22 protein-coding genes are annotated in these 22,338 nt (G+C 72.7%); 9 read left to right on the top strand and 13 right to left on the bottom strand.

Going from position 1 to position 22,338, the window contains the following annotated elements:
* The first annotated feature begins 60 nt into the window (after positions 1 to 60).
* The gene (locus EV385_RS21630) at positions 61 to 642 is read left to right on the top strand and encodes a Uma2 family endonuclease (RefSeq protein WP_130511103.1); all 582 of its coding nucleotides are present in this window, start codon (positions 61 to 63) and stop codon (positions 640 to 642) included.
* Positions 643 to 653: 11 nt separating this feature from the next.
* On the opposite strand, the gene EV385_RS21625 is transcribed toward EV385_RS21630, so the two are convergent.
* Entirely contained in the window at positions 654 to 1,100 is a 447-nt protein-coding gene (locus tag EV385_RS21625) for a DUF5130 family protein (RefSeq protein WP_423203075.1), read from the bottom strand.
* The gene (gene ctaJ / locus EV385_RS21620) at positions 1,087 to 1,374 is read right to left on the bottom strand and encodes an aa3-type cytochrome oxidase subunit CtaJ (protein WP_242625001.1); all 288 of its coding nucleotides are present in this window, start codon (positions 1,372 to 1,374) and stop codon (positions 1,087 to 1,089) included. The genes EV385_RS21625 and ctaJ overlap by 14 nt, the downstream gene beginning before the upstream one ends.
* Positions 1,375 to 1,563: 189 nt before the next feature.
* On the opposite strand from ctaJ, the gene EV385_RS21615 reads away from it, so the two are divergent.
* The gene (locus tag EV385_RS21615; RefSeq protein WP_130511102.1) at positions 1,564 to 2,058 is read left to right on the top strand and encodes a hypothetical protein; all 495 of its coding nucleotides are present in this window, start codon (positions 1,564 to 1,566) and stop codon (positions 2,056 to 2,058) included.
* Between the two features lie 9 nt (positions 2,059 to 2,067).
* A complete protein-coding gene (locus tag EV385_RS21610; protein ID WP_242625000.1) occupies positions 2,068 to 2,835 on the top strand; it encodes a class F sortase in 768 nt (255 codons plus the stop codon).
* A 69-nt stretch (positions 2,836 to 2,904) separates the two neighbouring features.
* On the opposite strand, the gene EV385_RS21600 is transcribed toward EV385_RS21610, so the two are convergent.
* Positions 2,905 to 3,447 carry an HNH endonuclease gene (locus EV385_RS21600; RefSeq protein ID WP_130511101.1) on the bottom strand — a complete coding sequence of 181 codons (543 nt, stop codon included), beginning with the start codon at positions 3,445 to 3,447 and terminating at the stop codon, positions 2,905 to 2,907.
* Between the two features lie 237 nt (positions 3,448 to 3,684).
* Between EV385_RS21600 and EV385_RS21595 the strand changes: the two genes are divergently transcribed.
* From EV385_RS21595 to EV385_RS21580, 4 genes are all read left to right on the top strand, one after another.
* Positions 3,685 to 4,725 (top strand): mechanosensitive ion channel family protein, encoded by a 1,041-nt coding sequence (locus EV385_RS21595; protein WP_130511100.1) that lies wholly within the window; start codon positions 3,685 to 3,687, stop codon positions 4,723 to 4,725.
* A 237-nt stretch (positions 4,726 to 4,962) separates the two neighbouring features.
* Positions 4,963 to 6,570 carry an MFS transporter gene (locus EV385_RS21590; RefSeq protein WP_207229894.1) on the top strand — a complete coding sequence of 536 codons (1,608 nt, stop codon included), beginning with the start codon at positions 4,963 to 4,965 and terminating at the stop codon, positions 6,568 to 6,570.
* Positions 6,571 to 6,602: 32 nt separating this feature from the next.
* Positions 6,603 to 7,040 carry a globin gene (locus EV385_RS21585; RefSeq protein WP_423203125.1) on the top strand — a complete coding sequence of 146 codons (438 nt, stop codon included), beginning with the start codon at positions 6,603 to 6,605 and terminating at the stop codon, positions 7,038 to 7,040.
* Positions 7,041 to 7,166: 126 nt separating this feature from the next.
* Entirely contained in the window at positions 7,167 to 8,408 is a 1,242-nt protein-coding gene (locus EV385_RS21580) for a delta-60 repeat domain-containing protein (protein ID WP_242624999.1), read from the top strand.
* A gap of 68 nt (positions 8,409 to 8,476) precedes the next feature.
* Here the strand turns inward: EV385_RS21580 and EV385_RS21575 are convergent, their stop codons facing one another.
* The 5 genes from EV385_RS21575 to EV385_RS21555 all read right to left on the bottom strand — a co-directional run bounded on the left by EV385_RS21575 (position 8,477) and on the right by EV385_RS21555 (position 12,578).
* A complete protein-coding gene (locus EV385_RS21575; protein ID WP_130511097.1) occupies positions 8,477 to 9,058 on the bottom strand; it encodes a type III secretion system chaperone family protein in 582 nt (193 codons plus the stop codon).
* A 146-nt stretch (positions 9,059 to 9,204) separates the two neighbouring features.
* Positions 9,205 to 9,843, bottom strand: a complete 639-nt coding sequence (locus EV385_RS21570; RefSeq protein WP_207229893.1) for a DUF8185 domain-containing protein — start codon at positions 9,841 to 9,843, stop codon at positions 9,205 to 9,207.
* Positions 9,843 to 10,256 carry an acyl-CoA thioesterase gene (locus EV385_RS21565; RefSeq protein WP_130511095.1) on the bottom strand — a complete coding sequence of 138 codons (414 nt, stop codon included), beginning with the start codon at positions 10,254 to 10,256 and terminating at the stop codon, positions 9,843 to 9,845. The genes EV385_RS21570 and EV385_RS21565 overlap by 1 nt, the downstream gene beginning before the upstream one ends.
* Complete coding sequence (gene ettA / locus EV385_RS21560) at positions 10,249 to 11,925, bottom strand: energy-dependent translational throttle protein EttA (RefSeq protein ID WP_130511094.1); 1,677 nt, start codon at positions 11,923 to 11,925, stop codon at positions 10,249 to 10,251. The genes EV385_RS21565 and ettA overlap by 8 nt, the downstream gene beginning before the upstream one ends.
* A gap of 146 nt (positions 11,926 to 12,071) precedes the next feature.
* Complete coding sequence (locus EV385_RS21555) at positions 12,072 to 12,578, bottom strand: hypothetical protein (protein WP_242624998.1); 507 nt, start codon at positions 12,576 to 12,578, stop codon at positions 12,072 to 12,074.
* A 102-nt stretch (positions 12,579 to 12,680) separates the two neighbouring features.
* Here EV385_RS21555 and EV385_RS21550 point away from each other — a divergent pair, with 102 nt between their 5' ends.
* On the top strand, positions 12,681 to 14,090 hold the full coding sequence (locus EV385_RS21550; RefSeq protein WP_130511092.1) for an alpha,alpha-trehalose-phosphate synthase (UDP-forming): 1,410 nt from the start codon (positions 12,681 to 12,683) through the stop codon (positions 14,088 to 14,090).
* Between the two features lie 63 nt (positions 14,091 to 14,153).
* Here the strand turns inward: EV385_RS21550 and cobA are convergent, their stop codons facing one another.
* Genes cobA through cobC form a run of 3 tightly spaced genes read right to left on the bottom strand, consistent with a single transcriptional unit; the run spans position 14,154 to position 17,493 of the window.
* A complete protein-coding gene (gene cobA / locus EV385_RS21545; protein ID WP_130511091.1) occupies positions 14,154 to 15,380 on the bottom strand; it encodes a uroporphyrinogen-III C-methyltransferase in 1,227 nt (408 codons plus the stop codon).
* Positions 15,377 to 16,432, bottom strand: coding sequence for a nicotinate-nucleotide--dimethylbenzimidazole phosphoribosyltransferase (gene cobT, locus EV385_RS21540; RefSeq protein WP_130511090.1), 1,056 nt, complete (start codon positions 16,430 to 16,432; stop codon positions 15,377 to 15,379). Before cobT ends, cobA begins: the two co-directional genes overlap by 4 nt.
* Positions 16,429 to 17,493, bottom strand: a complete 1,065-nt coding sequence (gene cobC, locus EV385_RS21535; RefSeq protein ID WP_242624997.1) for an Rv2231c family histidinol phosphate aminotransferase CobC — start codon at positions 17,491 to 17,493, stop codon at positions 16,429 to 16,431. Before cobC ends, cobT begins: the two co-directional genes overlap by 4 nt.
* 111 nt (positions 17,494 to 17,604) lie before the next feature.
* Between cobC and EV385_RS21530 the strand changes: the two genes are divergently transcribed.
* On the top strand, positions 17,605 to 19,758 hold the full coding sequence (locus EV385_RS21530; protein WP_242625328.1) for a transglycosylase domain-containing protein: 2,154 nt from the start codon (positions 17,605 to 17,607) through the stop codon (positions 19,756 to 19,758).
* A 53-nt stretch (positions 19,759 to 19,811) separates the two neighbouring features.
* Here EV385_RS21530 and EV385_RS21525 read toward each other — a convergent pair whose 3' ends face one another.
* Together EV385_RS21525 and EV385_RS21520 are read right to left on the bottom strand one after the other, a co-directional pair.
* Complete coding sequence (locus EV385_RS21525) at positions 19,812 to 20,420, bottom strand: TIGR03086 family metal-binding protein (protein ID WP_130511087.1); 609 nt, start codon at positions 20,418 to 20,420, stop codon at positions 19,812 to 19,814.
* A gap of 73 nt (positions 20,421 to 20,493) precedes the next feature.
* Positions 20,494 to 22,152: a cobyrinic acid a,c-diamide synthase CobB gene (locus EV385_RS21520; protein WP_130511086.1), complete on the bottom strand. Its 1,659-nt coding sequence runs from the start codon at positions 22,150 to 22,152 to the stop codon at positions 20,494 to 20,496.
* Between the last annotated feature and the right edge of the window lie 186 nt (positions 22,153 to 22,338).

Genomic DNA, 22,338 nt, shown 5'->3' with positions numbered 1-22,338 from the left:
CGCCTTCGCGTCGACCCTGCCGATCCGCCACCCTGCGTGAGTACGCTGACACTCCGCGACATGGAGGTGTTCGGCGTGATCATGAGTCAGGGCTCACTGGCACGGTGGACCGCGCCCGCCGGTGCGTGGACCAAACCGGACCTGCACATGTTCCCGCAGGACGGGCACCGCTACGAGATCGTGGACGGCAGCCTGCACGTGACGCCGCCGCTGGACGACGCGCACGAGGCGGCCGTGCGGGCCCTCGTGACGACGCTGCGGGGCGCGGCGCCGCCCGGCTGGTGGGTGTGCGCCCGGCAGGGCATCCAGGTCGGCGCCAGCAATTTGATCCCCGACGTCACCGTGCTGCGCCCGCACTCCTCCGGGTCGACCTGGACCCACCCGGCCGACGCGGCGCTCGTGGTGGAGGTGGAGTCAGCGCCCTCACGCCGCTACGACCGCCTGCTCAAGCCGGCGCTGTACGCCGACGCGGGGATCCCGCGGTACTGGCGGCTGGAACTGGACGTGGGCGAACCCGCCCTGCACGTGTACGTGCTGGAGTCGAGCGCCGGATACACGCACGAGCGCACCGTGCGGGGCGTCGAGCTGACCGTGCTCGACGCCCCGTACCCGGTGCGCGTGGCGCCGTCGTCCTGGGTCTGAACCGGTCGGGGTCAGTGCCGGCCGGCGTGCGAGGCGAGCTGGTCCAGCCCGGAGATGATGCCACCGGCCAGGTCACCGCCCGCGAAGGACGCCGCCATCGACAGCGCCGCCAGCTTGGCGTCCCGGTCGGAGATCCGCTTGCGCGCCTCCGGCCCCGTGACGATCTCCAGCACCCGCTGGTTCGGCGACACCGCGACCAGCACGGCGGTGGTGCTGCGCTCCAGCTGGCCGTGCAGCTTCTCCGCGGCCCCCCGCACCGGCTCGTCCAGCTCACCGATGTAGACGCTGAAGGTCAGGCCGGTCTGCTGGTCGGCCACGCGCAGGGCCTCGTCGAGCCGCAGCAGCTGCCGCGTGGTGAAGGGGCCGTCGAGCGCCGCGGCGCCCTCGGCGACCTTCTTGGCGATCTCGCTGCTGGGCTCGTGCTCGGTGGCCAACAGCTGCGCCTCACCAACGGTCACTTGCGCCTCCTACGGGACCGGGTAGCACGCGCTCACCCTTGGCGTTCTCCAGTACGCCGGACTCCAGCGCCTGCGGCGCCCGCCCGGCGGGCGCCGGGCTCACCCGCTCGGGCGCGGCGAGGAACCAGATCGGCTGGAAGTCGTACGGCCGGCCCGGGCGGTACCGCCGGTCCCGGCGGCCCCGGTCGCTGCCGGCGAACGTCAGCCCGTAGACGACCCCGATGATCGCGGCCGGGATGGCCACGAAGACCAGAACGGTGCTAGTAATCGACAACCTCAACGCCCCCAGGCGCTTACCTGCCCAATGATCCGAACGCCATCACGGTAGCGGAGCGCGGGTCGTCCCGGACGGTCGGGTCTCGACCCCGTGTCTCACGCCGTAGGGATCTCGGCGGAATGGCCGTTGGGATGCGAAAATCACCCTCACGCGCCGTTCCTGCCGTAGCGGCGGTGAGGGGGAGTCATGCGAAGATTCGTGGCCGCCGCGGCGCTCCCGCTGAGCCTCGGGGTGCTGGCCCTCCTCGCGGTGAGCACCGCCGGAGCCCCGGCGCTCGCCCAGGGCGTGTTCGTCGAGACGAACCCCAGCACCGCCCGCGCGGGTGACGAGATCGCGGTCCGGGCCAGTTGCACGGACAACCTCCAGGCGGCCGCGGTGAGTTCCAGCGCGTTCGCCACCGTCACGGCGGCGCCGAACTACGGCTTTCTCACCGCGACGGTCCGGGTGCCGCCCGCGACCCCGCCCGGCGCGTACGAGGTGCGGCTGGCCTGCCCGGACGGCAAGAAGGCGACGGGCACCCTGCACGTGGTGACGAAGGTGGAACCGAGCCACGGACCGGCCACCGGCGGGGGCGGCACCGCCGCCGACCGCGCGGCACCGGCCCTCGTCGGTGGTGGCGTGGCCGCCGTCGTGGCCGGGCTGATCGTCGCGGTGGCGGCCTGGCGCCGCCGGGCCTACTGAGGCCGCGCGGTGCCGCCCCGCCCCCGCGCGGCGATCGCGGGACCTCCCGCGCGGGTGGTCACGGCCCGCCCGCGCGGGGCGCCCGCCCGGCCAACGGCGGGCGCGGTGGTGCCGCGCCCGCGCCGGCGGCCCCTGCCCCCACCCCCACGGGTACGGGGACGCCGGCCGTTCCCGCTCGGAATGCTGGCGGCCGCGCTGGTCTTCATCGGCCTGTTCTGCCTCGGCGCCGGACTGGGCACGACCACGGGGTTCGACCTGCGCGGGCTGTTGCGGGGGCCGGACAAACCGCCGCCACGGGCGTTCCCGGTGCTGGAGCCCAGCCCGCCGGTGCGGCTCACCATCCCGGCGATCAAGGTACGGGCACCGATCCTGGAGGTGGGCCTCGCCGTCGACGGGTCCGTGGACGTGCCGCCGGTGCAGCGGCACCGGGAGGCGGGCTGGTTCCGTGACGGGCCCACCCCGGGCCAGTTCGGGCCCGCCCTGATCGTGGGGCATGCGGACACCCGTACCGGGCCGTCGGTGTTCCATGATCTCGACCGGATGCGGCCGGGCCAGCGGATCGAGGTGCTGCGCCGCGACCGCCGGGTCGCGGTCTTCGAGGTCAACTCGGTCGAGCACTTCGCCAAGTCCCGGCTGCCCATCGAGCGGGTGTACGGCGACTACCGCCGCCCGCAGCTACGGCTGGTGACGTGCGGGGGCAGGTGGCTGGGCGGCACCCGCGGCTACTCCGACAACGTGGTCGTCTTCGCGTCCCTGGTTGCCACGCGCCGCAGCTGAGCCGCCCGCCGCAGTTGAGCCGCCCGCCGCAGCTGAGCCGCCCGCCGCAGTTGCGCCGTCCGGCGCGGGTCAGGCCGCTTCGGCGTCGACGGGGGTGGGCAGGTCGAGCCAGTCGGCCCAGCGCGGGTCCGGGGTGCGGTGACCCAGCACCCGCCAGGCCACACCGCGCGGCGCCGCGGGTGCCGCGTGCAGCCGCCAGCCCAGCTCGGCCGGGGTCTTGTCACCCTTGCTGTGGTTGCACTTGGCGCACGCGGCCACCACGTTCTCCCAGGCGTGCAGGCCGCCACGGCTACGCGGGAAGACGTGGTCGATGGTCTCGGCGGAGCCGCGACAGTAGGCGCAGCGCCCACCGTCGCGGGCGAAGACGGCTCGGCGGGACAACCCGACATGCGTGCGGTACGGCACCTTCACGTACCGGGTGAGGCGGACCACGGACGGGACCGGCAGCGTCCGGTGGGCGCTGTGCAGCAGGCCGTCACCGTCGGAGACGCACTCGGCCTTGGCGGTCAGCACGAGGATGGTCGCTCGACGCACCGATACGACGCACAGCGGCTCGTAGGTTGCGTTCAACACCAACGCGGAAGAGCCCACTGCGGGTCGTATGTCAGGCATCGCGATCACCCTTCCGGAGTAGGTGCTGTCACGGCTCCCATGGCTTGACGTGCGGACGTGGGCGGGCGGTCACCGGCGGAGCACAAGCCCCGGATCTCCGGTGTCCGTGCGCCAATAGTCCCTGATGAATGACGGAATTGCGAGCACAATCTGTGGCCGGCTCATGAACGTCCGAATACCCGGGTGACAGATGTCCGGTTCCAGCTCCCCCGACCGGGGCGGGTACGGTTCAGACCCGTGTTGCTCCTAGCTCCCACTCCTGGTGTCACCCCGTCCGGGCCACTGTTCGAGACCCCCGGCTGCACGGACGCGTGGTGCAAGTCGGTCGACAAGCTGACGGGCAGCGAGCTGCTCGCCATCGGCATCGTCAAGCCGCTGCGCATCATCGCGATCATCCTGATCGCGATCCTGATCCGCTGGTTGCTGCACCGGATGATCACGCGTCTCACCACCAGCAGTTCGAAGGCCGAGCTGCCCGCGCTGCTCAAACCGTTGCGGGAGCGGGCGAAGGACGCGACCGACAGCCAGTTCGTCCCCGAGCGGCGGCGACAGCGCGCCGAGGCCATCGGGTCGGTGCTGCGCAGCTTCGTCACGGCGGTGGTCTTCACCATGGCCGCGCTGCTGGTCATGGGCGAGCTCGGCTTCAACCTCGGCCCGCTGCTGGCCAGCGCCGGAATCGTCGGCGTGGCGCTCGGCTTCGGCGCGCAGAGCCTGGTCAAGGACCTGATCGCGGGCCTGTTCATGCTCCTGGAGGACCAGTACGGCGTGGGCGACTCGGTCGACCTCGGCGACGCCAGCGGAGTGGTCGAGACGGTCGGGTTGCGCGTCACCACGGTCCGCGACGCCCGCGGCGTGCTCTGGTACGTGCGCAACGGCGAGATCGTCCGGGTCGGCAACAAGAGCCAGGGCTGGGCGATGGTCGTCATCGACCTGCCGATCGGTTTCGTCAACTCCGAGCAGGCCGGATCGGTGCTGCGCGAGGCGGCGCTGTCGCTGGCCGACGACCCGCTGCACGCCACGGAGTTCCTGGAGCCGCCGGAGGTGGTCGGGGTGGAACAGCTCACCGTGGACGGAGCGGTCATCCGGACGATCGCGAAGACGACCGCGGACGGCCAGGTGATCGTGCAGCGGGAGCTGCGCCGGCGTCTGGTGGACGCGCTGGAGGAGTCCGGGCTCGCCCAGCAGATCGCCGCGTCCCGGCTCGCGCCGAGGGCCGCCGTACCGCCACGGGAGGACATCGCGCCGGAATCTGACACTCGACCGGGTGGAGCCACCTGAGCTGCCCGGATCACCCATCGGGGGATGCCTTGATCGGCCGAAAGGTCGACGATCCACCCGTACGCCCTAGCCACGAGTCGGACGATCGGGCAGAATCCGCAGAAGCATCTGCACATGCACCGTCCCGTTCCGCGCAGGGCTCACCGGGCGCAGGGCTCATCATGCGCAGGCGCTCCCCGCGGGACCTGCCCGGCAGCCGTCGCCTCCGGCGGCCGTCCGCGAACGATGGAGGGCCTGGTGTCCGACGACACACCTCCCGCGCCTTCGGGACACCCCGCCGACGCGCGGACGCCGGACCGTCCGGTCACGTTCCGGGACGTGTTCGCCGTCCGGGAGTACCGCGCGCTGTATCTGGCGCTGCTGGTGAGCTGGGTCGGCGACTACCTGGCCCGGGCCGCGATCACGGTGCTGGTGTATCAGCGCACCGAGTCGGTGCTGCTGTCCGCCGCGTCCTTCGCGATCGGCTATCTGCCGTGGATCGCCGGCGGCCCCCTGCTGGCGGCGCTCGCGGAGCGGTACCCGTACCGGCGGGTGATGATCATCTGCGATCTCTCGCGGATGGCGCTGGTGGCGCTCGTGGCGGTGCCGCATCTGCCGGTCTCGGCGCTGCTGGTCGTGGTCTTCCTCGCGATGCTGGCCGCCCCGCCCGCCCAGGCGGCCCGGTCGGCGCTGCTGCCGCTGATGCTGGGCCGCGACCGGATGGTCGTGGCCCTGGCGCTCAACACCACGACCGCGCAGGCGGCACAGGTGTTCGGCTACTTCGCTGGCGCGACCCTCGCCGCGGCGGTCAACCCGCGGCTGGCCATCGTGCTGGCCGCCGTGGGCTTCGGGCTCTCGGCGCTGCTGCTGGTGAGCGGGGTCCGGCCCCGGCCGGCCGCGACCAGTCCGGCTCAGCGCAACCACCTCCTGCGCGAGACCGGCCAGGGCTTCAAGATGGTGTTCGGAAACCCGGTGCTGGCCGCGATCGGCGGGTTGGCCGTGACGCTGACCGTGTTCGCGATCGTGCCGGAGGGGCTGGCCGCTGCGTGGGCCGCGCAGGGCAACCCGGACCCGGCCACACGTGGTCTGCACCAGGGGATGATCATGGCGGCCGGGCCGGTCGGCTGGGTCATCGGCGGCGTGCTGATCAGCCGGTTCGTCCGGCCGAGCGTACGGCAGCGGCTGATCCGGCCGCTGGCGGTCGCGGCACCGCTGGCCCTGGTTCCCGCGCTCACCGCGCCGCCCACTCAGGTGGTGGCGTTACTGACGCTGCTGTCCGGCGTCGCCCAGGGCGGTCTGCTGCCCACCCTCAACGCCTTGTTCGTGCTGGCCCTGCCGCACGGTTTCCGGGCCCGCGCGTTCGCGGTCGTGCAGGGCAGCATGCAGCTCGCCCAGGGTGGCGCGGTGCTGGCGACGGGCCTGCTGGCCGAGCGTTTCCGGGTGCCCACGGTCGTCGGTTGGTGGAGCGTCGGCGGCGTGCTGCTGATGGCCTCGCTGGCCGCCCGGTGGCCACGGCCGGGACGCTTCGAGGCGGCGATCGCGGCCGCCGCCGCGGCCTCTCCCCCGGAATCGTCGGTCACCAGACCGTCCGCGACGGGATCGTCCGCCGCCGGTACATCCCGCACGGGGGCTTCCTCCACCGGGCCGTCCGCGACGGGGTCGTCCGGGCCGGCTACCGGGCCCGCTGCGGGTCCGTCGCCTGCCGCCGGGTCGCCCGCCAGGGGGTCGTCCGCCAAGGGACACCCGGCCGCGCCGCCGGCCCCGGCCGCGCCCAACTCCGCGCCGCACGGCCACACCACCGGCGGGCGCCCGCGCTCGACCGGCGTCACCTCCCGTACCGGGGCGGCTGGCACACTGGACGGGTGAGTGCAGCGAATGACCAGCAGAGCACCCTGCCGGTGACCCCGGCCGCCGGGACGAGTCCGGCCGCCGACGTGCCCGAGGAGGCGAGCTTCTTCGCCGCCGTCGGCGGTGAGCGGACGTTCCGCCGGCTGGTCGACCGGTTCTACGTCGGCGTCGCGGAGGATCCCCTGCTGCGCCCGATGTATCCGGAGGAGGATCTCGGCCCGGCCGCCGACCGGCTGGCGCTGTTCCTGATGCAGTACTGGGGCGGCCCGAACACGTACTCGGCCCAGCGCGGGCACCCGCGGCTGCGGATGCGGCACGCGCCGTTCCGGGTCGGGCACGCGGAGCGGGACGCGTGGCTGCGGCACATGCGGGTGGCGGTCGACTCGCTGGGGCTGCCGGAACCACACCACTCGGCGTTGTGGGACTACCTCGAACGAGCGGCGTATTTCATGGTGAACACCATGGATTCGGAAGAAATAACGCACTAGGCGCATCCCGGCACGGGGCCAGCTCGTTGAGCATGTGTCCGACCGTGTCGCGCCGCAACCCGGCGCTCGCGGACCCGAGCCCAGGAGCCGCCCATGCGCCGCCGCCTGATTGCCGCAATTCTCCCTTTGCTCGTCCTGCCTCAGCTCGTCCTGTTGCACGCCGCCAGCCCGGCGGCGGCCGACCTGGCGCAGCCGTCGATCGTGTCCACCAACCCGGTCGACAACACCCCGCATGTGCTGGACGGGACGGTATGGACCGTCGCGGTCGTCGGCGACACCGTCGTGGTCGGTGGGGCCTTCACCCGGGTGCAGGACAGCGCCCGCAAGGTGACCTACGCCCGGCGCAACATCTTCGCGTACGGGCTGCGTGACGGCGCGATCCGGTCGTTCGCCCCGCAGGTCGACGGCGCGGTGTACGCGCTCGCCGCGGGGCCGAGCAACACGGTCTATGTCGGCGGCGTGTTCAAGACCGTCAACCGGGTCGCCCAGCGCGGCCTGACCCGGCTGTCGGTCGCCAACGGGGCGCGGATCAGCTCGTTCATCGCCAAGATCAATTGGGGCGACGTGCGAGCCATGGCCATCTCCGCCAACCGCCTCTATGTCGGCGGCACGTTCTCCGCGATCAACGGCAGGGCACGGGTGGGCCTGGCCCGGCTCAGCATCGCCAACGGGGCGGTGGACCTGGGCTTCGACCCGAAGCTGTCCGCGCCGGGAATCCCCCGTACCCGGGTCGAGCACTTCGACATCTCCCCGGACGGCCGCAAACTCGTCGCCGTGGGCGCGCTGCTGCGGGCGAACGGCCATGACCGTACGCAGATCGCCATGTACGACGTGTCCGGCGCGGCCGCCGTGGTGACGGGCTGGTACACCGATGTGTACAAGCAGAGGTGCATGGCGGGCTTCGACACCTACCTGCGCCAGGTGAAGTTCTCGCCCGACGGGCAGTACCTCGTCGTGGTGGCCACCGGGCGGGCCGCGTCGCCCACCAGCATGTGCGACTCGGCGGCCCGGTTCGAGGCGACCGGCGACGGCGCGCACAGCCCGACCTGGGTGCAGCGCACGGGCGGCGATTCACTGTACGCGGTGGCGGTCACCGGCCCCGCCGTGTACGTCGGCGGGCATCAGCGCTATCTGGACAATCCGCACGGGACGGACACCGGCGGTCCGGGGCCGGGCGCGGTGTCCCGGCCCGGCATCGGTGCCCTGGACCCGGCCACGGGCAGGGCGCTGCCGTGGAATCCGACCCGCAGCCGCGGGGTCGGCGTCCGGGTGTTCCTGGCCGTGCCGGGCGGGCTGATCGTCGGCTCGGACACGACCTCGCTCGGCCGGGAGTACCACGGCCGGATCGGGATGTTCCCGCTGTCCTGACGGATGCCGACGACGTCCGGAAACGAGACAGGGGCCCCGCGAGGGGCCCCTCGTCACGTCTGGAGCGCCTACAGCAGCGCACCCTCGTCGTGGAGCCAGTCGACGAAGGAGGTCGCCACGGCGGCACCGCAGTCGAGCATCTCGACCAGCAGGGCGTCGTGCGCGCCGGAGTTGAGCGGCACCTGCAGCTCGGCGTAGATCGGCAGCTGGCCCCGCTCGGTCGGGTCGCCGACGTACGCCTTGCAGAAGCGCCGCGTGTGATTCCATTCGTTGACCACGCGATACGCGCGGTCCGCCCAGTCGGGCGGGACGGTGGCGTGCGGACGGGCACGCATCACGAGGATCTCGTCGTCGGGCCCCTCGAGCGTGAACAGCACGGCGTGCCGTTCCCACATCGCCAGCAGGCTCCCGCCACCATCGGCGAGGAACCGGATGTCGAGCAGGTCGAGGGACTTGCCGATCCGCTCCAGCGTGACCGGCGCGACATGATCGGGTTGGTCGATCGTGGACAGATCGGCCGCGGGACCGGACTGGCCGGGCTCCCGCTGCGCGGGGACCGCGGCGCGCGGGTTGCTCTGCAACGCCACCTCGCCACCGGTCCGCGGCCGGCTGGTTCCGGTCGATCCGGGACGCCATGACCACCACGGCATCGTTGTGCACCTCACTCCCCAGAGGCCCTCGCCGGACGTAGCGGTGGACCCGGAGGCAGACGGTACCCGTACAGGTCCCCGAGGTCATCCCCCCAACGAGAGGGCGAAACCGGACGGCCGACTCTCCATCACCCGAACGGGTGAGTCTATATAGGCTTAACGGCCAGCTCTTGAACTGGCTGTAGCCACGCGACTCCATATGGTGCGGAAAGTCCCACCCAGCGTCCCGCCACGCATACCCGTGTGTCCGGACCCTCCACATCGACCGGTCCGAGGAAGCCCATCCGGGACACCGCCTGCACGAGCCGCTGCGGCACCTCCAGCCGACGCCCGTCCGCCGGGGTCACCACCAGCGCCACGTGATCCAGCAGCGCGTCGCGCACCGCGCGCTGGCCGACCGTACGGTCACCCAGCGCACCGGCGGTGACCGCGCGCAGCGTACCGGCGGCGGCCGCCGCCAGTCGGGAAAGCTCGGCCGTGGACACCGCCTCGACCGGGCGGACTCCCGCCGGGGGCAACGGCCAGCGCCACGCCGAGTCCCGGCGGGGCGGCAGCGCGGCGTCGCCCCGCGACAACGCGTCCAGCAGCTCGGCCGCCGACACCGTGACGTCGGCCGGGCCCGCCCCGGCCACCTCCCGGGTGACTAGTACGCCCCACGGGAGGACGGCCCACAGTGCCGTCCGGTCCCCGGAGGCGCGCAGCCGCACCGGGGCGGCGGGATCGAGCCGGGTCAGCCGGGCCAGGAACGCCCCGGCGTCCGCGACCCCGTCCAGGCCGTGTTCCATCAGGACGCCACGAACGGGGCGAGGAACTCACGCTCCTGCGGGGTGAGACGGCGCGGATGCCCCTTGGCCAGGTGGTACGGCACGCAGATCGACTTCGCCCGACTGGCCAGCACGTCGTTGTCGAACAGCTCGTACGAGACCGCGAACGAGGCCGCGCGCAGTTCGGACACCCACATCTCGACGCGCACCGGCTCGCCGTAGTCGACCGGCCGCAGATAGTCGATCTCGTGCCGGGCAATGACGATGCCCTCCTCGAACGAGGTGAATCCCTCCGCCCGGGCGGCGGTGAAGAACATGGCGACGCGCGCCTCCTCGTACAGGGTGAGGAAGCGCGCGTTGTTGACGTGGCCGTACGCGTCCAGGTCGGACCAGCGCACGGCCGCGTCGTAGACGAAGCGTCTCGGATCAGTCACGCGTCAGCTTGCGGTACGTGACCCGGTGCGGGCGGGCCGCCTCGGCACCCAACCGGTCGATCTTGTTCTTCTCGTACGCCTCGAAGTTGCCCTCGAACCAGAACCACTTGTCCGGGTCCTCCTCGGTGCCCTCCCACGCCAGCATGTGGGTGGCCACCCGGTCGAGGAACATCCGGTCGTGGGAGATGACCACGGCGCAGCCGGGGAACTCCAGCAGCGCGTTCTCCAGGCTGGACAGCGTCTCCACGTCCAGGTCGTTGGTCGGCTCGTCGAGCAGGATCACGTTGCCGCCGATCTTCAGCGTCAGCGCGAGGTTCAGCCGGTTGCGCTCACCACCGGAGAGCACCTTGATCGGCTTCTGCTGGTCCGGCCCCTTGAAGCCGAACGCGGCCACGTACGCCCGCGACGGCATCTCCACCTTGCCCACCATGAGGTGGTCCAGGCCGTCGGAGACGACCTCCCACACGGTCTGGTCGCCGTCGAGCCCGGCGCGGTTCTGGTCCACGTACGAAAGCTGGACGGTCTCGCCGACGCGGACCGTGCCGGAATCCGGCTGCTCCAGGCCGACGATGGTCTTGAACAGGGTGGTCTTGCCCACGCCGTTGGGGCCGATGATGCCGACGATGCCGTTGCGCGGCAGCGAGAACGACAGGTGGTCGATGAGTACCCGCTCGTCGAAGCCCTTGACCAGGTCCTTGACCTCGATCACGGTGTTGCCCAGGCGGGGGCCCGGCGGGATCTGGATCTCCTCGAAGTCCAGCTTGCGGGTCTTCTCCGCCTCGGTGGCCATCTCCTCGTAGCGGTCCAGGCGGGCCTTGCTCTTGGTCTGGCGCGCCTTGGCGTTGCTGCGCACCCACTCCAGCTCCTCGGAGAGGCGCCGCTTGAGCTTGGCGTCCTTGCGCCCCTCGACCGCCAGGCGGGCCGCCTTCTTGTCCAGGTACGTCGAGTAGTTGCCCTCGTACGGGTACGTCCGGCCGCGGTCCAGCTCCAGGATCCAGTTGGCCACGTTGTCCAGGAAGTACCGGTCGTGGGTGATCGCGATGACCGTGCCCGCGTACTTGGCGAGGTGCTGCTCCAGCCACTGCACGCTCTCCGCGTCGAGGTGGTTGGTGGGCTCGTCGAGCAGCAGCAGGTCCGGCGCCTCCAGCAGCAGCTTGCACAGCGCGACGCGGCGCCGCTCACCACCGGAGAGCTGGGTGACGTCGGCGTCCGGCGGCGGGCAGCGCAGCGCGTCCATCGCCAGTTCGAGCTGGGAGTCGACGTCCCACGCGTCGGCGTGGTCCAGCTCCTCCTGGAGCCTGCCCATCTCCTCCATCAGCTCGTCGGAGTAGTCGGTGGCCATCTGCTCGGCGATCTTGTTGAACCGCTCCAGCTTGGCCTTGGTCTCCGCCACCGCCTCCTCGATGTTGCCGAGGACGGTCTTGGCGTCGTTGAGCTTGGGTTCCTGGGCGAGCATGCCGACCGTGAAGCCGGGCATGAGCCGGGCCTCGCCGTTGCTCGGGGTGTCCAGGCCCGCCATGATCTTCAGCAGGCTGGACTTACCGGCGCCGTTCGGGCCGACCACACCGATCTTGGCGCCCGGCAGGAAGTTCAGCGTCACGTTGTCGAGCACGACCTTGTCGCCGTGCGCCTTGCGCGCCTTTTCCAGGACGTAGATGAACTGGGCCACGGTGCGCCCTACCTCCGTGATCGTGATTGCGGAGCCGGATGCAGCTACGCGGACCGGCCGAGGTCGGGGGACAATCTTTCCACCCCACCGAACCCGCTCCGACGTCAACCCCGGCGGGACCGCCCGGATTCCCCCGGCGATCACTCCTAGACGGCGTCCTGGATCTCCTCGCGCCCGTCCTTGTGGATGATCCGCAGCCGGTCCGAATTCAGCTCGAACACCGTGCCGTCGGCGGCCTTGACCGCGTATTCGTCGCCGTCGCGGCGCACCCCGGTGAGGAACAGCGCGGTCACCCCCTCGACCCAGTCGGCCGACTCGCCGCCCCGGTTGGCGTGGTAGAACAGCTGCCCCGCGCCGTCGCGGCAGATCCAGATCGCGGAGGTACGCGTACGCACCAGCAGCGCGATCCGCAGGGTGCCCGACGCGTTGGCGCGCGCACCCATGTTCTGGGTCTCCGGCCGGCAGGCCTGCGCGTTCTGGACGACTGCCGGAATTGGCTCGTTCTGTCCCTGGTTGCCGGTTGTGCCCTGCCCGCGCCACGTCGCCAGCGCCAGCCCCGCCGACACACCGATGATGATCAGAAAAACGGTGGCAAGCACCACAGGGACGAACAAAGGCCGGCGCGCTGGGGAAAGATCGTCGGACAGCTCCACCGGACAAGGATGGCACCCGACCGCCATCCCACGGCAAGCCCCACCCCGCTACGCACAGTAGGCTCGGCATAGGGGAAGAAACGACCCGGAGGTGCACTCAGCGTGGCCGAACGCAGTTCCTTCGTCGTAGTCGCCAACCGCCTGCCCGTCGACGAGGTCACCACGACCGACGGCGAACGGCAGTGGCGTCCCAGCCCTGGCGGTCTGGTCACCGCATTGCACCCGGTGCTCGTCCAGCGCCGCGGCACCTGGATCGGATGGGCCGGCGGGGACGGCGAGGCACCGGAGCCGTTCGAGTTGGAAGGCATCAAGATCCACCCGGTGCCGCTGAGCGCCGACGAACTGGAGCGCTACTACGAGGGCCAGTCCAACGCGACCATCTGGCCGCTGTACCACGACGCGGTCGAGACCCCGGTCTACAAGCGGCGCTGGCGCGAGGCGTACCGGCTGGTCAACCAGCGCTTCGCGCAGGCCGCCGCCGACGTGGCCGCCGAGGGCGCCACCGTGTGGGTGCAGGACTACCAGCTCCAGCTCGTACCCGCGATGCTCCGCGACATGCGGCCCGACCTGCGGATCGGCTTCTTCCTGCACATTCCGTTCCCGCCCATCGAGCTGTTCATGCAGATGCCGTTCCGGGCCGAGGTGCTGCGCGGGCTGCTCGGCGCGGACCTGGTCGGCTTCCAGCAACGGCTGGCCGCGCAGAACTTCGTCCGGCTCGCCCGGCACCTGCTCGGCCTGCGCTACGAGGGTCAGTCCATTCAGGTGGACGGGCGCAAGGTCAAGGCCGGGGCGTTCCCGATCAGCATCGACACCCGCGACATGGAACGGATGGCGGCCGACCCGGCCGTACAGGCCCGGGCCAAGCAGATCCGCGCCGAACTGGGCGACCCCGAGACGATCATCCTGGGGGTGGACCGGCTCGACTACACCAAGGGCATCGAGCTGCGCCTCAAGGCGTTCCGCGAGCTGCTGGCCGACGGCAAGCTCACGGTCGGCGACACGGTCATGGTCCAGGTCGCCACGCCCAGCCGCGAGCGGGTCGAGCACTACCAGACCCTCCGGGTACGGGTGGAGCGCGAGGTCGGCCGGATCAACGGCGAGTTCGGCAAGGTCGGCGTACCCGCGGTGCACTACCTGCACCAGTCGTACAGCCGTCAGGAACTCGCGGCCATGTACGTCGCCGCCGACATCATGATGGTCACCCCGCTGCGCGACGGCATGAACCTCGTCGCCAAGGAGTACGTGGCCTGCCGCGCCGACGCGGGCGGGGCGCTGGTGCTCAGCGAGTTCGCCGGGGCGGCCACGGAGTTGCGGCAGGCCTTCCTGTGCAACCCGCACGACCCCGACGGGGTAAAGGAGGCGCTGCTGCGCGCCGTGGGCGCCGAACCGGGCGAGCAGAAGCGGCGGATGCGGCTCATGCAGCGGCACCTGCGCACCCACGACGTGGCGTCGTGGGCCCGCTCCTTCCTCACCGAACTCGGCGCCACCGACGACCCGCCCGCCGAGCACTGACCGCCCCCAAACAGAGCCGGCCGCGCCCGCGCTCGCGGCCCTCGCTGCGCTCGGTGCACTCGCTCAGGCGAGGGCGGTGACCACGTCGCCGACAACCACCACCGCCGGGGGGCGGATGCCCGCCCCGGCGACGGCGTCCGCGACCTCGCGGAGCGTGCTGCGCAGCACCCGCTGACCGTCCGTGGACCCCTCCTGGACCACGGCGGCCGGGGTGTCCCCCGCGCGCCCCTCGGCCAGCAGCCGCGCCGCGATCCGGGGCAGGTTCTTCAACCCCATGAGCACGACCAGCGTGCCGCGCAGCCGCGCCAGCGCCGCCCAGTCGACCAGTGAGCTGGGATCATCCGGCGGCACGTGCCCCGAGACCACCGTGAACTCGTGCGCGACACCGCGGTGGGTGACCGGGATGCCGCCCAGCGCCGGGGCCGCGATCGAACTGGTCACGCCGGGCACCACGGTGACCGGCACGCCGGCCTTGGCGCACGCCACGACCTCCTCGCCGCCACGGCCGAACACGAACGGGTCGCCGCCCTTGAGCCGGACCACGAACTTGCCCGCCTGGGCCCGCTCCACGAGGATCCGGTTGATCTCCTCCTGCGCCGCCGCCGGCCCGTACGGGATCTTGGCGGCGTCCACGAACTCGACCTCGGCGCGCAACTCGCCCAGCAGCATGCCGGGCACCAGCCGGTCGGCCACCACCACGTCCGCCCCGGCCAGCAGTCGGCGCCCCTTGACCGTGATCAGTTCCGGGTCGCCCGGTCCGGCACCGACCAGCGCGACGTGCCCGCCGACGGTCGCCGGCCCGTCCCCCTCCGCATTGCGCCCACCGGCCGCCCCGGCCAGCGGGCCGTTCTCCAGCGCCGCCGCGACGATGTCGCGTACGGCCAGGGCGCGGCGGCGGTCGCCGTCGTCCGTGACCGCCACCGTCACCGCGCCGTGCCGGGTCACCGCGGGGGTCCAGGCGGTCGCGGCGGTCCGGTCGTCGGCCCGGACGCAGAACACCTGGGCCCGCTCCGCCGCCTCGCTGACCTGCGCGGCGGCCTCCGGGTCGTCCACCGCCACCTGGATCAGCCAGGCGCCGTCCACATCGGCCGCAGCGAACCGGCGCGCGTGCCAGGTCACCCGGCCCGCGTCGGCGTGCGCGCGCAGCGCGGGAGTCAGCTCGGGGGCGACAACCTCCACGCGGGCACCCGCCGCCAGCAGGGCCGGTACCCGGCGGGTGGCGACCGCGCCGCCGCCGACGACCAGCACCCGGCGATCGGTCAGGCGCAGCGCGAGCGGGTAGAGGTTCACTTCTCCGAAACCCCCGCCGAGTCGAAGGTGGCCACGTCGTGCAGGACCCGCACCGCGGCGGCCACGACGGGCAGCGCGAGCACCGCGCCGGTGCCCTCACCCAGGCGCAGCCCCAGATCCAGCAGCGGCGTCAGGCCCAGGTGGGCCAGGGCCACCGAGGCGCCCGGCTCGACGGAACGGTGGCCCGCGACCATGGCGGCCACCGCGTCCGGCGCGAACGCCGCCGCGGCCAGCGCCGCCGACGCGGCGATGACGCCGTCGACGATGACCGGCACCCGGCGGGCCGCCGCGCCCAGCAGGAAACCGGCCAGCGCGGCGTGCTCCAGCCCCCCGACCGCGGCCAGCACCCCCAGCGGGTCGGCGGGATCAGGCTGGTGCCGGGCCAGCGCGGCCGCGACCACCGCCACCTTCCGCGCGTACGTCGGATCGTCGACGCCGGTGCCGCGACCGGTCACCGCCGCCGCCTCCGCGCCGGTGAACGCCGCGATCAGGGTGGCCGCGGGGGTGGTGTTGGCGATGCCCATGTCGCCGCCGATCAGGCATGCGGCGCCGCCGTCGACCAGCGCGTTCGCGACCCGGATGCCGACCTCCACGGCGGCGCGCGCCTCGTCGCGGGTCAGCGCCGGCTCCTCCGCGAGGTCGCGGGTGCCCCGGCGCACGTTGGCGTCCAGCAGGTTCGGGGCATCCAGCGGCACGGGAGCCTGGACACCCACGTCGACCACGAGCACGTCCGCGCCGGACTGCCGGGCGAACGCGTTGACCACGGCGCCGCCCGCGACGAAGTTGGCCACCATCTGCGCCGTGACCTCCTGCGGCCACGGGGTGACCCCCTGGGCGTGGACGCCGTGGTCGCCCGCGAACACCGCGACACTCGCCGGCTGCGGCAGCGGGGGCGGGCAGCTGCGGGCCAGCCCGGCCAGCCGTACCGAAAGATCCTCCAGCTCGCCCAGCGAACCCGCCGGCTTCGTCAGGCGGGCCTGCAGGTCGCGGGCCGCGGCCATGGCCGCGGGATCCGCGGGCGCGATGGCCGCCAGCGTCGTCTCCAAGGTCACTGTCGCTCCTTCAGCACGTCGTTCAGGGTCGCGATGAACGCGTCCGTGGTCGCAGTGTCGCGCACGGCCACCCGCAGCCAATCGGCGCCCAGCCCTGGAAAGGTGTCGCCACGCCGCACCGCGTAGCCGCGTCTGCGCAGCTCAAGGCGCACCTCGGCGGCGCCGGGCAGGTGTACGGCGACGAACGCGCTCGCCGGATGGCCGGCAACAGTGACCTGCGGCACGCCCGCCAGCCCCGCGACCAGGTGATCGCGCTCGGCGGCCAGCTCCTCGGCGATGCGGCGTTCCGCGGCGACCGCCACCGCCGAGGCGCACGCCGTGGCGGCGGCCAGGGCCGGGGTGGACACCGCCCACAGCGGCTGCGCGGCCGCCAGCCGGGGCAGCAGGTCGGCCGGGCCGAGCAGGTAACCGATGCGCAGCCCGGCCAGCCCCCACGTCTTGGTGAGGCTGCGCAACACCACCAGGCCGGGCAGGTCCGTGCGCCCGGCCAGCGACTCGGGCTCCCCCGGCACCCCCGCCCGGTAGGTGGTGTCCGCGAACGCCTCGTCCACCACGAGGACCCGGCCCGGCCGGGCCAGCGCCGCCACGTCGGCCGCCGGGTGCAGCACCGAGGTCGGATTGGTCGGGTTGCCCACGAAGACCAGGTCGGCGTCGGCGGGCACCCGCGCCGGGTCGAGCCGGAAGCCGTCCGCCGGGGCGAGCAGCACCCGCTGCACCTCGTGCCCGGCGTTGCGCAGCGCGGCCTCCGGTTCGGTGAACTGCGGGTGCACCACCACCGGGCGCCGCGCGCCGCGCAGCGCCTGCGCCAGCAGCACGAACGCCTGCGCCGCGCCCGCGGTCAGCAGCACCTCGGCCGGGTCGCGGCCGTGCCGCGCGGCGACCGCCGCCGTGGCCCCGGTGGCATCCGGGTACGCGGCCAGCCGGGCCAGCGACGCCGTGATCGGCTCGGCCAGCCAGCCGGGCATCGGCTGCTGCCGCACGTTGACGGCGAGGTCGATCAACCCGGGGGCCACTTCGGCGTCGCCGTGATGCCCGAGACCCTCGTCGATCGGCGTAGTCACCGCCTCAGCATGCCGGACGGCGATCAGCCGCTCACTTCGGCCGTTCCGTACAAACATGAGAGGTTTTGCCATACCTTCAGAAACGTGCTGCGCAGCCGTCTCGCCGCCACCATGCGGATCACCCCACTGGTACGTGCCGGGCTCATCACGGGTCTCGTCGTCGCGGGCCTCGTGTTCCCCATCGCCGCCATCGGAGGCCTCGGAGCCCGCAAGGGCAGCGAGGCGCTGGAGAACATGTCCGACCAGCTCACCATCGTGCCGCCGGCCCAGACCACGTACGTCTACGCCAACGACGGCAAGACCCTGCTCACGATGTTCTACGAGGAGCACCGCAAGCCGACCAAGCTCGCGGAGATGTCGCCGTACATCGCGCAGGCCATCGTCGCGGCCGAGGACGCCCGGTTCTACCAGCACAACGGCGTCGACGCCAAGGGCGTGGTCCGCGCGTTCGTCGCCAACCAGCAGGCCGGCGGGGTCTCCCAGGGCGCGTCGACGCTCACCATGCAGTACGTCCGGATGGCGCTGCGCGACGGCGCGAAGACCCCACGGGAGGCGCTGGCCGCCACCGAGCAGACCACCGCCCGCAAGCTGCGCGAGATGCGGCTCGCGATCGAGCTGGAGAAGCAGGTCTCCAAGGAGGAGATCCTCGAGCGCTACCTCAACTCGGCCTACTTCGGCCACCGCGCGTACGGGATCTTCTCCGCGTCGCAGATCTTCTTCTCCACCATCCCGAAGAACCTGACCCTGACCCAGGCCGCCACGCTGGCCGGGCTGGTGAAGGCGCCCAGCGCGTACGACCCGGCGAGCCGGGACCGGGGGGCCGCCACCGACCGGCGCAACTACGTGATCGACCAGATGCTGAAGCTGGGCACGATCACGGCCGAGCAGGCCACGGCTGCGAAGAAGTCCCCCATCGACCTGAAGCTGACCACGCCGCCCAACGACTGCGTGAGCATGGGCAAGGGACACAACAACTGGGGCTTCTTCTGCGACTACCTGCGTACGTGGTGGCAGGAGCAGCCGGCGTTCGGCGCGACCCCGATGGAACGCGAGGAGAACCTGCGCCGCGGCGGTTACCGGATCGTCACCACCCTCGACCCGAGAATCCAGGCGTCGGCCCTCAAGCACGTCCTGAACAAGGAGCGGCGCCGCAGCACCTTCGCCCACGGCGAGGTGGTGATCCAGCCCGGCACCGGTCGCATCGTCGCCATGGCGGTGAACCGGAAGTACTCGCTGGATCAGCGCCGCAACGGCGAACACAGCGACCCGGCCAAGCGGCGCGCCAAGCTCAAGGGCAACTGGCCCAACACGGTCAACCCGCTGCTGGGCGGCGGGGACATGGCCGGATACCAGGCCGGCTCCACCTTCAAGATCTTCACCCTGCTGGCCGCGCTCAGCCGGGGGATGCCGCTGTCCACATCGATCAAGGCTCCGCAGAAGTACGTGTCGAAGTACATCACCACCCCCGGCCGCGCCACCTGCGGCAAGTACTGGTGCCCGCAGAACGCCAGCAAGTCGATGAACGGCCGGCAGACCATGTGGAGCGGGTTCGGCAAGTCCGTCAACACGTACTTCGTGCAGCTCGAGGAGCGCGTCGGCGCCCGCAACGCGGTCCGGATGGCCGAACGGCTCGGCCTGAAGTGGCGTACCGACGTGGACCGGACCCTCGCCAGCCCGGCCCACGCGAACGACTGGGGCGCGTTCACGCTCGGCGTCAGCGACGTCACCCCGGTCGAGATGGCCAACGTGTTCGCCACGGTCGCGGCCGAGGGCAGGTACTGCGAGCCGATCCCGGTCCGCCGCATCGACGACCGCGACGGGGCCAGCGTCGTCTACGAGGGCCGCCGGGTCGCCCTGCCGCGCTGCCACCAGGCCGTCACCAAGGCGGTCGCCCGGGCCGCCACCGACGCGGCCCGCTGCGTGACCGGCTACGGCGCCGCGCGCGGCGGCTGCGGCGGCTGGCAGACCTCACCCATGGTGTACGGCACCATGCGGCGGCCGGTGGCCGGCAAGAGCGGCACGACCGACAGCAACCGGACGGCGTGGTTCTGTGGCTTCACGCCGCAACTGGCGGCGGCGGCGTTCGTGGCCGATCCGGACAATCCCAAACACCATGTGGGCGCGGGCCGGGGCACGATCTCGAAGTTCACCGTGGCCCAGACGCTGCGCGACGCCCTGGAGGGGCAGCCGAAGCTGAAGTTCACCCCGCCGCCCGACCGCCTGGTGTACGGAGCCCGGACCTTCCACCGCGAGCGGCACTGGTAGTCGCGGCGTGGTGCGCGCCGGGTCAGGCCGCGTCCCGGCGTGGTGCCCGCTGGTCAGGCCGCGTCGCGGGTGGTGCGGCCGCCATGATGGCGGTTGCCCGGATGCCAGTGCGGGTCGCGGCCGGTCAACTCGACCACCTTCGCCAGCAGGGTCGGCTCGTCCTCCAGGTCCGTCGTCGGCGGCGTGACCACCGGCCGATCCGGGTCGAGGAAGCCGACGAGCGCCTCCAGGCTGCGCGGATCCGCGGCGAAGTCCTGCCCGGTCGCCCGGGCGAGATCCCAGCCGTGAGTGGTGAGCTCGTTCATCGCGGCCGCCGCCACCGCTGGCGCGGCCGTGGTGACGCCGCCCGACAGCGCGGTGCCTACCCAGGCCGCCGGGTCCTTCCACGCGGTCGCCAACTCCTCCAGCAGCACCGGCAGGCGGCTGCGCCACTGCGCCGGCAGGTGCGCGGCCGACGGCTGCGTGGGTGCGTCGGGATCGGGCTGCTTGCGGGCCGCCCGCACGTACGCGCCGGTCACGGTCATCAGGTGATCCAGCAGGTCGCCGACCGACCAGCCGTCGCACGGCGTGGGCGCGGTGAGATCGTCATCGGTGACGCCGAGCAGCAGAGCCCTCAGCTGGCGAACCGGCGGGTCGAAGTCGAGCGGCACACGTTCCGACACGATCGTCCTCCTCCGGTCACCGCGACGCTGCTGTGGCCCCTCACGTTACGGAAACCCCCCGACATCCGCTCCCTCAGGCGGAGGGGCCGGCCACATCCACCGTGTCGCCCTCGATGTCCGGCACCACGGCGCGCCCCGCCGTACCGGGGGTGACCATCGCGTGTGGCGCGGCCGCCTGCGGCGGGATCGCATTGCCCGCCACGGGCGCCGCCGTCGCGGGCGGCCCCGACTGTGCCGCCGCCACCATTCGGCGGGCGATCTCGGGCGCGGCGGCCCAGTGCAGGCCGAGCTGCGACGCATGCACCTGGCGCCACACGAAGCCCTCGGGGCTGCCGCCCGCCCAGGTCCAGGCAGCGGCCTGGCCCGACCGCGGCGTCACGACCGCACGGTGCTGCTTGTACCCCGTGATCCGGGCGCCCGCCGGGGCCAGCACCGACGCGGTCGGCGCGGTCGCGTCCCGGTACCCGGCCACGGTCTGCTCGGCCGTCGTCGCCGACGCGTCGAGCACCCCGCACATCTGGCGGCCGTCCAGGTCACGCCCCAGCCAGGGCAGGCCCACCCCCTCCGCGACGACCGGCCAGCCCTCGTGCGCGAACCGGGCGACCAGGTTGCACAGCCGCCGGTTGGCGGACAGCTCCTCCGCGAACGCCTCGGGCAGGGCGGCACCGATCATCAGGCCCCGGACCCCGGCGGGCAGCGCCTCGTCCCGCAGCGGGTCGAAGACCGCCACGTCCGCTCCCGCGGCCGTGAGCAGCTCAGCGTTCTCCACATACGTGTACGGGGCGCCCGCCCCACCCGCCAGCGCGATCACCGGGCGGCCGTCCCTGGCCGGGGACCGCTCCGCGCCGGCGTCCTCACCTGACGACCACGCGGGGACCGAATCCCCCGATGTCCAGGCGGGCCCGTGCTCACCGCCGGACCACCCGGGAACCGCGTCACCGGGCGACCACGCGGGGACCGGGTCCCCGGGCGACCACGCGGGGACGGAGGTGGCCAGGGCTTCCCGCGGTGACCAGACCGGGCCCGGCAGCGCGGGTGCCGAACCGGCGAGGGCCAGCAGCCGATCCACGTCCAGGGCCGCGCTGACGGCCTCGCCGAGGCGGCGCACGGCCCGGGCGGCGTCGACCGAGCGGTGAGCCACCGGCACCGGTCCCTGCGCCCGCGCGGGCAGCACCGCCGGCAGGTCGCCACGGCGCAGCGCGCCCAGCACCGGCATGCCGATGTCGTCCAGCGCGGTCCGCAGGATCTGCTCGTGGCGTGGCGAGGCGACCCGGTTCAGGATCACACCGCCGAGGTGCACCATCTCGTCGAACATCCGGAAGCCGTGCACCAGCGCGGCGATCGAATTCCCCATCGCCGCCACGTCCACGACGAGCACCACGGGGGCGCGCAGGGCCGCCGCGACGGCCGCCGTACCGTCGATCTCGGGTTGGCCCGTGAGGCTGTCGAACAGCCCCATCGCGCCCTCGATCACGGCGAGGTGGGCACCGGCCGCGCCGTGCGCGAACAGCGGCGCCACCAGATGCGCGCCGACCAGGCGCGGGTCCAGGTTGCGCCCGGTCCGCCCGGCCGCCAGACCGAGGTACGCGGCGTCGGTGTGATCCGGGCCCACCTTGAATCCCGCCGCGGGCAGGCCGCGGGCCGCCACGGCCGCCAGCAGCCCGACGGCGATCGCCGTCTTCCCATGCCCGGACGAGGGGGCGCTCACGACCAGGCGCGGCTGGGCGGTCATCAATGGCTCTCCCGAGGATTACGGTTTCGGCGGCGACGTGCTAGTGACCGCCGGCGTTCGCACCCTACCCGCCGCCCGCCTCCGGCGCCGCTCGCCAGGGCCGCCGCGCCGCTCACCCCGGGCCTCGACGAACGCTGCGGCGCACCCCGGCAGGGGCCGGTCGTCGCCGAAGTGGGCCTGCCCTGG

The organism is Krasilnikovia cinnamomea (genome assembly GCF_004217545.1).
Taxonomy (GTDB): Bacteria; Actinomycetota; Actinomycetes; order Mycobacteriales; family Micromonosporaceae; genus Actinoplanes; species Actinoplanes cinnamomeus.
The sequence above is the reverse complement of the archived record's forward strand: the minus strand, read 5'-3'. Positions and strand labels throughout refer to the sequence as shown.